The sequence below is a fragment of the Paenibacillus larvae subsp. larvae genome, assembly GCF_002003265.1.
GTDB classification, from domain to species: Bacteria; Bacillota; Bacilli; order Paenibacillales; family NBRC-103111; genus Paenibacillus_H; species Paenibacillus_H larvae.
The window spans coordinates 2,904,616-2,917,331 of sequence record NZ_CP019687.1 but is presented as its reverse complement, the minus strand read 5'-3'; the positions used below and the strand labels follow the sequence as shown (position 1 = coordinate 2,917,331).

The window sequence follows — 12,716 nt, the reverse complement described above, 5'->3', positions numbered from 1 at the left end:
TATTCAAAATGGCCTGCTTCCGCATACAGCTTTACTCGATATTTACTTGCTTATACCGGTAATCAGGCTTCTATTATGCGGCATGACAGCAAATTGAGAAGTTTGAGGAAATTGGTTTTTTGAATCACAAAACCAATAAATCGGCAAATCAGGCAAGCCTGTTTCTTGAAACAGGAGTAATTTCATAGGAAGGGGTGTGTTCATTATTTTCCAAAATTAGTTTATATTTCTGGAAAATCAAGAAAAAGATCGGTATACTGGTTATGTATCCTGTTATTCCTACTTGACGGATTAAACACATCTTACGGAATGTACAGATGTTTTTTTATTTCTTAAGCTTCATTTCATAATGTTTTCAACCACTATGTTTGCTGTAGAGCCTTTTATATTGGAGTGATGATGATGAAAAAAGGTGCAGGTATCGTTTTGCTGTTATTAGTTTGTATTCTCTTCCTGGATGGCTGTACATTACAGGAGGAGTATGATGAAAGTGGCCGCAGAAAGGATACCTTCATTCCGTTGAAACGGCCCAATATGTTCACCTTAAACTTTCATGACCTGTATGACCAAATTTTCGCCAAAATTAAGGCTGAAGATAACAAGGTAGCCGATCCGACTATGAATATCCTGTTTACTCCCGGAGGCGAAATTATGCATGTCGATTGTTCCGTTCATGCACTGATGGAATCCTCGGATTCGGAAGATCAATACACCATGAGGCTGTATAGAATCAGGAATAACCACGAAACCGAATTCAATAACAAGCAATCCCTGCCAGAAGCATTCTCGGCACCTTCTTCAACCATGACGGGAATTGACGTATATCGGGAATCGGGAGGGTACTATGACGGGAGAGATATGGACATGTTAAACTTTCAAAAGTTCCCCAAGTTCATAGAGTGGTTTGCGAACTTCAACTTAAAATCAGTATTAGAACAATATACGGTGGGAAGACCCGTTCGCTTCCAACTTCTATCTGGGCCTATCACAGGCGAGGTTGTCAAGAATCCAGATGTGCATGTTACTTACCTGGACTGCTCGCCAAACGACATACGTGAAATGGACAAACCGAAATCATACCCGGTGTCCCGTTATTTGGAATTTACCGATAAAGACTATTACGCCGTGATCCCCTATTATGTACAGGATGGAACCATAAAGGGGTTTAATGAAATGAAATTGGGGCAGACAGAAAAAATCACGTATATAGCCAATAACGTCATTCTTCTTATTGTTGATAAAACGACAAAAGGATAAACGAGTATAGAAGCAGGCATTTTGAACATGGCCTGCTTCTACATGCAGCTTTCTCGATATTTACTTGCTTATACCGGTAATCAGGCTTCTATTATGAGGCATGACAGCAAATTGAGAAGCCTGAGGAAATTAGTTTTTCGAATCACAAAACCAATAAATTGGCAAATCAGGCAAGCCTGTTTCTTGAAACAAGAGTAATTTCAATAGGAAGGGGTGTGTTCATTATTTCCCAAAACTTGTTTATATTTCTGGAAAATGAAGAAAAAGATCGGTATACTGGATATGTATCCTGTTATTTCCTCTCGATGGACTGATCACATCTTACGGAATGTACAGATGTTTTTTTATTTCTTAAGCCTCATTTCATAATGCATCAAGCACTATGTTTATTGCAAGCTTTTATAATTGGAGTGATGATGATGAAAAAAGGTATAGGTATCGTTTTGCTGTTATTGGTTTTCCTCCTTTTCCTGGGTGGCTGTACATTACAGGAGGAGTATGATGAAAGTGGCCGCAGAAAGGATACCTTCATTCCGTTGAAACGGCCCAATATGTTCACCTTAAACTTTCATGACCTGTATAACCAAATTCTCGCCAAAATTAAAGCTGAAGATAACAAGGTAGCTAATCCGACTATGGATATCCTGTTTACTCCCGAAGGCGAAATTATGGATGTGGATTGTTCCGTTCATGCACTGGAGGAATCCGCGGAAGATCAATACACCATGGGGTTATATAGAATCAGGAATAACCATAGAACCGATACAAAAAACCAGCAATCCATGCCGGAAACGTTTTCAGCGCCTTCTTCAACCATGACGGGGATTGACGTATATTGGGAAACGGGAGGGAAATATGACGGGAGAGATATGGCCATGTTCAACTTTCAAAAGTTCCCCAAGTTCATAGAGTGGTTTGCGAACTTTAACTTAAAATCAGTTTTGGAGCAATATAGGGTGGGAAGCCCAGTTCGCTTTGAACTTCAATCGAAAGTTATAAGTGAGGTGGTTCAAAATCCGGATGTGCATGTTACTTACCTGGACTGCTCATCAAACGACATACGGGAAATGGACAAACCGGAATCATACCCGGAGTCCCATTATTTGAAACTTACCGATAAAGACTATTACGCCGTGATCCCCTATTATGTACAGGATGGAACCATAAAGGGGTTTAATGAAATGAAATTGGGGCAGACAGAAAAAATCACGTATATAGCCAATAACGTCATTCTTCTTATTGTTGATAAAACGACAAAAGGATAAACGAGTATAGAAGCAGGCATTTTGAACATGGCCTGCTTCTACATGCAGCTTTCTCGATATTTACTTGCTTATACCGGTAATCAGGCTTCTATTATGAGGCATGACACCCATTTCAAATCCCAAATCAACAAACCCGTATGGTTCACCCGGGATTAAGCTTTCCCATGTGTTGCTTCCGGGAATCATTTTGGCGGTGCATTGAATCCAGTGTGGGTAGGACTCTCCCGTACTAGATGATGCCAAAATTTCGATTTTTGTTCCAGGTAAAAGATCGCTATAATAATCGGAATCTTGGTTGTAGCATTTCAAGGCTGATGTAACCAAGAAGTGTACCTTTATGGTTTCGGGTGTAAGTTCTTCGGACAAATAAAGATCTCTAGGGATCAAAGTTGCCTGTTTGCCATCGCTATCTCTCCATACCTCTGTACCTCCAAAGTAATGATAGACAAACTTCCCCTTTCCTTCATTCGGATAATTAATCAAAGACGACTCGTCAATATAACCCGCATTCAGTCGACCACCGACATCTCTGAAATATACATATCGAATCTGATCCCCTTTACTGTCATCCCGGTTTGGGTTTATATCCCGCCGGCTGTAAAACGCACCAACTGGAATGCCGTCATACATGGGGTATTTGGCTTCGAATTTCCCGTCAGCCCTTTTCACTTTAGCCCAATAGCCCTTAAGTTTACTTTTATCATCCGGATAGGGTCCCTTTGGACCTTCTATAAGCATACATGCACGACCGTTATTAAGAATCTGATCCCATTCATTATCATGTACTTTCTCAAAGTCATTAAAACCTTCATACCGGCCTGAACTCACATTCTTATCAATTCCGATGCTTACAGATGAACTCGGGCCGTATTCTTTGATTTGGTCAAAGGCCCAATCGTCCGGTAGGGGATATCCCATATTTCCGCTGTACCCGGTTGAAAGATCGGAAACAAAACTACTGACAGAATAACCCTCATTTTTCACAAGTGAACATGTGTTACGGGAACCATAAATCCCGATCCTGAAGATATTCCGGGCTTCCTTCGCATATTCATTAATCCCTTTAAAATAAGGAATGATCTTCGACTTGACCTGATCTTCCATAAAATCATAATCTACCGTAAAATAAATGATTTCGTTCCTCGGAACACCAAGTGATTTGGCGGCGGAAAACGCCTTCTCAGCATCGGCATATCCCCGCTTTTGTGTAAAATAGTTTACAATGTTCTCCTCATCCGGGTTTTCCGTGTAATACTGTCTGGCATCTTGGAATATAACAAAGAGTCTTAATTTAGCTTTAAAAATAACCTCCATCTCTGGACGCAGCAGATTTTTGGCAACCCGGGTATTCTTTACGACGATATCCCCGGTCAGGTACCGGCCAACAAGTTTATATTTTGCTTCTTTTAATTGGGCTGCGATAGCAGGCGTAATTCTGGAAGCACAGTCACAAACGTCGCCGGCACGGTCCGGATTACCTGTGCTGACAAGCAGTGCCATCCATTCATCTATTCCAATCCTGTCCCTGACAGGCAAGGCGGCATCTCTTTGGAATTTATGAAGAGCCTCTCGGGTTGAATTATTAAACTCTCCGTTAAACTTACCGGGATCATATTTGCTTCCATTGAAAGGAAGTGCGCTGTACCGGTCATGCCCGACACAATATAAGGTGAACTGTACTAACTTAATGAACCGGGTAATACTTTCGCTGTTGTAGGCTTTGCCATGATAATCTTTTTGTGCTTGCGTATAAGGAATTTCCGGACAGCATTTCCTGGTTGTAACGCCAAAGTTGCCATTTGCAACACTGGTAGGTAAATGTTCTTCAGCCTGTAAGGCATAAATTAGAGCCGCATTTGTTCCGCAAGAATAAATCCCATCACAGGGGCGCAGACCTGTATAGTCCAAATACCTGCGGTTCAGTTCCTGCTGCATTTCCCGTATCTTGCTGTCTCCGCGGCTGACTTTCTTGTATTCATCAGGGCCAAGAACCGCCTTCATTTGAAGTCCTTTTGCAGCTGTTGAGATTTGGTTTTCCGATAGTCCGGCGTCCTGTTGAATGGATTTCAACGCGTTTTGTGTATGTTGATTAAATACCCCATCCGTATTCCGTGGATTATACCCTTTACAGTAAAGCCCATATTGGAGTAATTTGACTTTGTTTCCCGTACTTCCGGTATCCAGCGGATTTACATCGCAGGCCTTGGAAGTCATATTTCCAAAGTTTCCTGTAACAGAAGAAAGCCCCAGTTCAATTTGTAAAGCGGATATTAATGCTTTCGAAGTTGCCGTCCCGGGGTAGCCCGTCTCCTTTACGCGTATGTACCTTGAATCTTTCCCATAGGTAGAATTTAGCCATACCTGCGCGTCTAAAACTTCTTTGGACATGAGAATTCCCTCTTTCTTTCATGATTTGAATCCATTTCATAACTTGGATTTCCAACTGAGCCGGTCCCAGATACAGCTAAATCTGAACCTCATTTATCTATATCTTTTCTATTTAAACGCATACCCGTTGTTGAGAAGTGGATTCTGTTTCTTAAAAAGTGACTTTCTTATTAGTAGATTACCATTAATTTCATATATTAACAATATTAATTAAAAGTAATAATTTTGGAGCCAGATATTGAAATCACGCAAGCACAGAAATTTGAGTGGCCCTATTAACAGGGAGAAGACCTCTTTCCTTGTTGCATTGACAAGGCTCGCGGAGGATACTATCTATTTTGCAGGGAAGTGTAAATGAAACAGACAAGTATATAACTTTTGGACATGTAATGAGCAACTGGCCTATCAATTGCTCATGAATTATATAAAAGAAAGTGGAGTGAACATGTGAAAATTAGGAGCAGCAAATGAAGTAGACTACTCCGATTTAAGAAGGTTATACCTGGAGTCACGCTGTAAAAGTTTCCATTGGGCAAATATAGAAGACATGACTTTGGAAGATTTCGATAAGCATACTGCAGAAGAGTATATCATGTTGGCAGAGTCTGTATCGGAGAATTTAAAAGCAATGAAATTTTATGAGAATAACGATAGGAAGAAAGTTGTTGAAGAAGGAGAACCGGGAGAAAGATATTGGGTGATGGTCTACGAATAAAATATATTGTTTCTTGCATCGGAAAACTAAAAACACGCTTTAGTTGACAATTTTTATGAGATGATCTAGTCTAAACTCAATCATTTATGCGTTAAAATGTTTCGGATAATTTTAGAAAACAGGGGAAGGAGGGTATTCCAATGAAGAAAAAATCTTTAAGGTCTTTATCTAAAGGTATCGGAACTCTATTGCTGTTTTCTTTGATGCTGCTAATCACGGGAGAAGTATGTCCAAATTTGGATGAGAGCGGCTTTTATCCTTTTGATTAGAACGGTATTGCAAGGATACAGTGGAAAAATACCATAGGTCGCTTTTCCTGTGGTTGCATATAGGTTGACATGTACACTACAGGAGATCTATGGTGTTTTTTATTTTGTTAAAAAGGAGAGGGACAAGATGAAATTAATGGGCCAAAACATTTATGTCAAACCGGCGGAGGAAGCGGATACCAGTCGCTTTTAAAACTTGAAATGAAAAATAAAGATTTCTTTCAGCTGTTCACCGGATTGTGGAGTATCGATATCATGAATGTAAACAACGATTTGAAAATTAACTAAATATATTTTGTATCCCTTTTTTTGTCTTCTAACCCTAATGTTGTTTAGTGAGTGAATTTGACAAAAAAATAAGTCATTGCTATAATTCCCATCATATATTAAGGAAGGATGATTCCGATGGTTCGCCGTCTAAAAATGCTTAAGAATGTAGCTACCGCATTTAGCTTCTAAGTAACCATTGTAAGAAAATAACTTAGAAGCGAGGATATCAAAATGAATAAAAACAAATTTAAACACTGGTCTGAGATTAAATATTTAAAGGATATCGTAACGAATCCATTAATCGAAGTCGGTGATTACTCCTATTACTCCGGTTATTATGATAATTATTCCTTTGAAGACGGATGCGTGAGGTATTTATGGGGAGATAAAAAATCTAGGAGCTTATTCAATCCAATCGAGGAATTTGGATGGCAAATAGACCGATTAATTATTGGTAATTATGTATGTATCGCAGGTGGTGTCGTCATTCTGATGGGGGGAAATAACAATCACCATGCAGAGTGGATTACTGTTTATCCGTTTGTTGAACAAATTAGCCATTCCTTTGAACCAAAAGGGGACACAATCATAGAAAGTGATGCATGGATTGGCATGAATGCAATGATTATGCCAGGTGTTACCATTGGTGAAGGCGCAATTGTTGCAGCAGGTTCAGTTGTAACAAAAGATGTTGCACCTTACACTATAGTTGGCGGGAACCCTGCAAAAGAAGTAAAGAAGCGTTTTTCAGAAGAGGAAATTGCGAAGTTAAAAGAGATACGCTGGTTTGATTGGAAGAGGGAGTCTATTGAAGCAGCCACTCACTTACTTTCAAGTTCTTCTATTGATGAGTTATATGAGTACTATTTACGAGAAATTAAGGACTGAGATCCTATAAATATAAAGCTAGGCAGAATATTCTGCCTAGCTTTTTAATATTACGGTAATCCTAAGATACTTACCAAGATGACTGAAGAACAACTACAAACAATGAATCATCTCTGGTAAATCTCTTTAAAATCGCTTCTGCTGATGCAGTTCCCAACCGTACCGTTGCATACTTAATGATTTGTTCATACTGTTGACGGATGAGATCCCAGTTAATCGGTCTACTTAAAACTTCCTGTAAATAAGGATATTCCTCATTCATGCCAGCTTCCGGACGATATAACTTTTGAGAACCGATATTTTTGAACCGTGGCATCAGTTTAAAACCAAGTAGATGACAAAAAGCAAAAGCAACGACACTTTGTCCATGCGTAATAATTTCGGTCATTTTCCTTTGCTTATCAAATCTAAAAGCTTGATGAGCTGTATCAGATTTTAAACGTGAAACCCGTAAGAGTTTTCGTCCGCCTTTGGAACCCGTGAAAATAGCGTTAAATTCCAATCCCTTTCATAGGTTCCGGGCAGACTGGAGGGATATCCCCACCTTCCTATGCAGCCAATTTCTGCGTGAAGCGGGTTTCCGGGTAAGGTCAGCCCCTTAAAGAGGCTTTTTTTAGTTATACGGGAATGTCCGGAACCAAAACTCCCCAATGTCACATTTGTTCAACATGATTATTCTTGTAAATGTTTCGATATACAGCAGGAGTAAGATTCTCGAACTTTTTGAAAGTTTTAATAAAATATCCGGCATCACAGAACCCTAACTTGTCACTAATTTGATTAATGGATAGCTCAGTTGTCTCTAAAAGCTGTTTAGACCATTCAATTTTTAAGCGTGGGACAAAGACTGAGAAATTTTCTCCCGTTTCTTTGGTAAAAATTCGGCTGAAATAGCTTGAACTGATGTGGCACAGTTTTGCCATTTCATTTAATGTAACATTTTCATTTTTATGATGATAAATATAATCAAAAGCTGGTTGAAGCAGCCGGTTAGAAGGACGGATTTCGTGTGATGTAAATTTCTTTACTTTCGTTTCAATAAGAGTACTGGACAATTCATTTTGGATAGCCTGTATATTCCGGTACGTACGGTCAGAAGAGACAATCGAATCCATGGATGGGGGATCTGTATCCAAGGATACGGCTTTTTTATACATCTCTATAGTTGAATGTTTGTTTATAGCCTCTTCCACGATGTAGGTGCATAAGTGAAATAACATATCCGCGATGGTTGAAACTTCTTCGAACGATAAGACGGGTAAAGAAAGATAGTCCTCTTCCAGTGTTTTAAATTTATTGTTTGTTTCTGAGTTTGCCGGGCGGGATACGATTTGTTCAAGAAGCGGAATATCCGGATCGCGCAGCTTGATTTGTCCGGCCATAATAGCTCCAATATATTGATTATCAATAATGATGGGGATTGCAATATCAAGAATGTTGAAATGGCACAAATAGATATACGGTTTATTTAACCGTACTGCTTCTAATCCTCCTCTTGCATCACATTTTTGACAATACTGGGAAAGCAGGGGATCTTTCCTCACACCCTGACAAAACGATTGGCAGTTACTGTGTTTGGAAACCGGAACCCCCTTGTAATCAACCGTAATGATCGCCATTTTGGTTACGAGAGAAAGGGAGTCTTGCAGTTTATGCCATTTCTTTAAATCAATAATTGCATTTAGATCAAACCGCGATTTCACCATAATTTTGCACTCTCCATGAATTAAAATATAAAATTGGACCGTTGCTTTTGAATAATCATGAAATCCCAGGTTCTTGAGAAACCCGTGAAAGGTTTGGAATTGGCGGTTTTTCACGTGTTCTAATCTGTTTTAATTATACTAAATTCATCATACAAAAGGACAAAATTTTACGATTTCCCAGATAAAAGACAAGAAAAAACAATATGAAAACGCTTAAAATCGGATATATAGTTCAATGTTAACTGACAAATATCACATTATAATAGAATTATACTCAATCAAGGGAGGCAGTTGTTATGAGAAAAGCTTTTATTAGCCCTACCAAATATGTCCAAGGTGAAGATGAATTATTAAATCTGGGATATTTCGTAAGAACGTTTGGAGATTCGGCTTTGCTAATTGCCCATCCGGATGATGTAAAAAGAGTGAAAGATAAACTTGAATATACGAAGAAAAAATTTAATATTAAATTGATTGAAAGCGATTTCCAAGGGGAGTGTTCACGCGAAGAGGTCAAGAGATTGCAAGAATTGGCTAAACAAAATTCCTGTTCCAGTACGATTGGATTAGGCGGGGGAAAAGCCATTGACACGGCTAAGTGCATAGCGGAGGGAGAAGCATTAATTATTGTTCCGACTATAGCAGCAACCGATGCACCAACAAGTCATTCGGCGGTTCTTTATACACCGGACGGTGAATTTGATGACTATGCCTATTTTAAGCAAAGTCCCAGTGTAGTAATGGTTGACACTACAGTGATTGCCAATGCCCCTACAAGATTTCTTGTTTCAGGCATGGGAGATGCACTCTCTACCTATTTTGAAGCCAGAGCAACATCCAGATCTTTTTCTAACGTTAATGCAGGATTGCCATGTGGTGTTCACGAAGGAGTATGCGGTGATGCCAAGGGAACTAATACGGCACTGGCACTTGCTACATTTTGTTATGAGACCTTATTAAAAGACGGTTTAAAGGCAAAAATAGCTTGTGATTGCAATTTAGTCACGCCTGCTCTTGAGAACATTGTAGAGGTCAATATTCTTCTGTCAGGGTTAGGCTTTGAAAGTGGCGGATTAGCTGCTGCCCACGGCATTCATGATGGTTTAACGGCACTGGAGGGGACCCATCACTATTTCCATGGAGAAAAAGTTGCCTTCAGTACAATAGCCCAACTGGTTCTTGAGAATGCAGACAAAGATGAATTGAATGAAGTATTGGAGTTTTGTACAGCAGTCGGCCTTCCGGTATGTCTTGCAGACATTGGTGTGGACAGCATTTCGGAGGAAGAGTTGATGAAAGTGGCCCAAAAAGCTTGTATTCCGGAAGAATCCACTCATTCTATGCCATTTCCAGTCACGGAAGAAGCTGTGGCAGCTGCCGTCATGGTAGCAGATCAAATCGGCAGGGAGTTTAAAAAGAAAAGGGGGGAATAATATGAAAAAAATCATAAATAAACCGGAAAGTCTCGTCAGGGAAATGTGTAACGGATTAGTTCTGGCACATCCTAACCTGGAGTTTAACAGTAAATATAAAATAATAAAAAAAAGAGAAATAAACAAAGAAAAAGTAACTTTAATAAGTGGTGGAGGAAGCGGTCATGAACCGGCACATGCCGGATTTGTCGGAAAGGGTATGTTGGATGTGGCTGTTTGCGGGGATGTTTTCGCGTCCCCTTCGCAAATTCAAGTGTACCAGGCTATCCGCTCCTCAGCGAGCAATAAGGGAACATTGCTGATTATTAAAAATTACAGCGGCGATATTATGAATTTTAAAAATGCGGCTCATCTTGCCGGTGAAGACGGCATACAGGTCGATTTTGTTAAAGTTGATGATGATATTGCGGTGGAGGACAGTCTCTACACCGTTGGGAGAAGAGGCGTAGCGGGTACGGTTCTGGTTCATAAAATTGCAGGTGCAGCGGCAGAAGAAGGATTGTCGTTAAGCCAAGTGAAAGAGGCGGCCCAGAAGGCAATAGACAATACAAGAAGTATCGGATTCGCTCTGACCTCCTGCACGGTTCCTGCCAAAGGCACTCCCACTTTCAAACTTGAGGATAACGAAATGGAATACGGCGTCGGCATACACGGAGAACCGGGAATCCGCAGAGAAAAAACGGTTTCAGCCAATGAATTGGCCAATAGAATGGTGACTGCCCTATTGGAAAGTTTAAACCTGGAACATGATGCTGAACAGGAAGTGGCTGTACTAGTCAACGGATTCGGCGGAACTCCGCTTCAAGAACTATACCTTTTGAATAATTCGGTTATACGTGAGTTAGCGACCAGAAATATCAAGGTATATCAAGTTTTTGTTGGCAATTACATGACGAGTATAGATATGGCAGGAGCATCGGTTTCTATTATGAAACTGGACAATCAGTTGAAGAAATTATTGGCTGAAGAATGTGATACCCCTGCGCTGGTTATTCATGAACCTTTCGAACCGGTGGAATACACCGAGGCAATCTTCGAACAAAATGGAGAAAAATCCGTATCGTTTAAAGTTGAGACCGATGCAGATTATGCAAAAATTGAAAATGGTAAGTTATCTTTAAAAAATTTCATTTATCTAATTGATAAAATGAGTGAAGTGATCATTGAGAATGAAGTTCCTTTCTGTGAGTTAGACGCTCATGCCGGGGACGGCGATTTTGGTATGAGTGTTGCGAAGGGATTCAAACAATTAAAAACAGAGTGGAACGAAATTGTAACAAACCATACAGCGGATATTGGAAGTTTTCTGGATGCTTGCTCTCTGGTTATTATGGAGCATTGCGGGGGAGCTTCTGGTCCAATTTGGGGATCGGCTTTCCGGGCAGCGGGTAAACATGTTGGAAATAAAAAGGAGCTGTCCGTTGGCGAGATTGCCGAAATGATGGCCGCTGTTGCGAAAGGTGTGCAAGACACAGGAGAGAGATCCTTTGGAAGAGGGGCCGTTGTGGGTGACAAAACCCTGATTGACGCCCTTGTTCCTTACGCCGAATCCTGGAAAAACAGTGCCCGCAATGTCGATGATATAAAAACGGCATCAACCAAGGCAGCGGATGCCGCCGTACAAGGGGCGAAGCAAACCGAGAAGATTGTTGCCCGGATGGGAAGAGCCGGTACGGTTGGCGAGAGAAGTATTGGTTATCCTGATGCAGGAGCCTACGCATTAGGGGTTATTTTCACAGAGCTTGCAAAAGCAATCAGATAAAATGCTTGGTTTCCGACAATAAATGGTCCAAACGAAATCCTACCGGTTTCCTCTTAACTGAATGATTATTCATTTTTATGCGGATCTATGGTACGTGATAATGGATATTCCAAAAATTAGGAGGTAACCGGTGTGGATATTAAAACAGATGATGTGTTTACTTGGGAAAGGACATTTACCGAGGAAGAAACTTTACAATTCGCACATCTTACAGGTGACCGGGGAAGGCACCATATGGAGCGGGATGAAAAAGGCCGCCTAATGGTTCATGGATTATTGACTGCAAGTATAGGAACTAAAATTGGCGGGGATTTACATTACATTGCAAGGGAAATGGTCAATGAGTTTGTCCGGCCTGTTTTCACTGGAGATACGATTACTTGTGAGCTTATCCTGACAAATGTTGAACAAAGAGAAGGATATAAAAAAGTAGGCATAAAGTGCGTTTACCGTAATCAAGACGGCAAAGAAGTATTGATAGGGACAAGTCACGGGATTATTCGGGAATGAAAGTAAGCGGAACTTAATCATAAGGAGAACATGTTTCGGGTGGACGTGCCGGGATGTTCTCTTTTTTAGTTTACGGGCAGTATTGCATTGTGGGATCGGGAATGTTATGAGTGCCCCAATACTTTAAACGATAAAAATCTTATATATTTTAAACAATTAGAGGATAACTCTTTCCCTATTATGTTATGAATTCAAGTGAATCTTAATTATCCTCATCTCTATAATTTGTAAAAAATTACAAATTTATGAACTC

The 12,716-nt window shown here is 40.2% G+C and carries 10 protein-coding genes and 1 pseudogene; 8 read left to right on the top strand and 3 right to left on the bottom strand.

Annotated elements, in window-relative coordinates; genetic code table 11:
* The first annotated feature begins 402 nt into the window (after nt 1-402).
* Both BXP28_RS15075 and BXP28_RS15070 read left to right on the top strand, forming a co-directional pair.
* Nucleotides 403-1,257, top strand: coding sequence for a hypothetical protein (locus tag BXP28_RS15075; protein ID WP_036655449.1), 855 nt, complete (start codon nt 403-405; stop codon nt 1,255-1,257).
* 419 nt (nt 1,258-1,676) lie between these two features.
* Nucleotides 1,677-2,522, top strand: a complete 846-nt coding sequence (locus tag BXP28_RS15070) for a hypothetical protein (protein ID WP_036655447.1) — start codon at nt 1,677-1,679, stop codon at nt 2,520-2,522.
* A 60-nt stretch (nt 2,523-2,582) separates the two neighbouring features.
* Here the strand turns inward: BXP28_RS15070 and BXP28_RS15065 are convergent, their stop codons facing one another.
* Entirely contained in the window at nt 2,583-4,910 is a 2,328-nt protein-coding gene (locus BXP28_RS15065; RefSeq protein ID WP_052752957.1) for a glycoside hydrolase domain-containing protein, read from the bottom strand.
* A 502-nt stretch (nt 4,911-5,412) separates the two neighbouring features.
* On the opposite strand from BXP28_RS15065, the gene BXP28_RS15060 reads away from it, so the two are divergent.
* From BXP28_RS15060 to BXP28_RS15055, 3 genes are all read left to right on the top strand, one after another.
* On the top strand, nt 5,413-5,625 hold the full coding sequence (locus BXP28_RS15060; protein WP_042119360.1) for a hypothetical protein: 213 nt from the start codon (nt 5,413-5,415) through the stop codon (nt 5,623-5,625).
* 140 nt (nt 5,626-5,765) lie between these two features.
* Entirely contained in the window at nt 5,766-5,894 is a 129-nt protein-coding gene (locus BXP28_RS24445; RefSeq protein WP_257125645.1) for a hypothetical protein, read from the top strand.
* 501 nt (nt 5,895-6,395) lie between these two features.
* On the top strand, nt 6,396-7,052 hold the full coding sequence (locus tag BXP28_RS15055) for a CatB-related O-acetyltransferase (protein WP_023482863.1): 657 nt from the start codon (nt 6,396-6,398) through the stop codon (nt 7,050-7,052).
* Nucleotides 7,053-7,152: 100 nt separating this feature from the next.
* Here BXP28_RS15055 and BXP28_RS15050 read toward each other — a convergent pair.
* Nucleotides 7,153-7,425 (bottom strand): annotated as a pseudogene (locus BXP28_RS15050) (Tn3 family transposase); the annotation flags it as partial.
* A 280-nt stretch (nt 7,426-7,705) separates the two neighbouring features.
* Nucleotides 7,706-8,758 carry a PocR ligand-binding domain-containing protein gene (locus BXP28_RS15045; RefSeq protein WP_036657187.1) on the bottom strand — a complete coding sequence of 351 codons (1,053 nt, stop codon included), beginning with the start codon at nt 8,756-8,758 and terminating at the stop codon, nt 7,706-7,708.
* A gap of 296 nt (nt 8,759-9,054) precedes the next feature.
* Here BXP28_RS15045 and BXP28_RS15040 point away from each other — a divergent pair, with 296 nt between their 5' ends.
* From BXP28_RS15040 to BXP28_RS15030, 3 genes are all read left to right on the top strand, one after another.
* On the top strand, nt 9,055-10,191 hold the full coding sequence (locus tag BXP28_RS15040) for a glycerol dehydrogenase (protein WP_023482866.1): 1,137 nt from the start codon (nt 9,055-9,057) through the stop codon (nt 10,189-10,191).
* A gap of 1 nt (nt 10,192) precedes the next feature.
* The gene (gene dhaK, locus BXP28_RS15035) at nt 10,193-11,953 is read left to right on the top strand and encodes a dihydroxyacetone kinase subunit DhaK (RefSeq protein ID WP_023482867.1); all 1,761 of its coding nucleotides are present in this window, start codon (nt 10,193-10,195) and stop codon (nt 11,951-11,953) included.
* A gap of 132 nt (nt 11,954-12,085) precedes the next feature.
* Nucleotides 12,086-12,463 carry a hotdog family protein gene (locus BXP28_RS15030; RefSeq protein ID WP_023482868.1) on the top strand — a complete coding sequence of 126 codons (378 nt, stop codon included), beginning with the start codon at nt 12,086-12,088 and terminating at the stop codon, nt 12,461-12,463.
* Nucleotides 12,464-12,716: the final 253 nt, after the last annotated feature.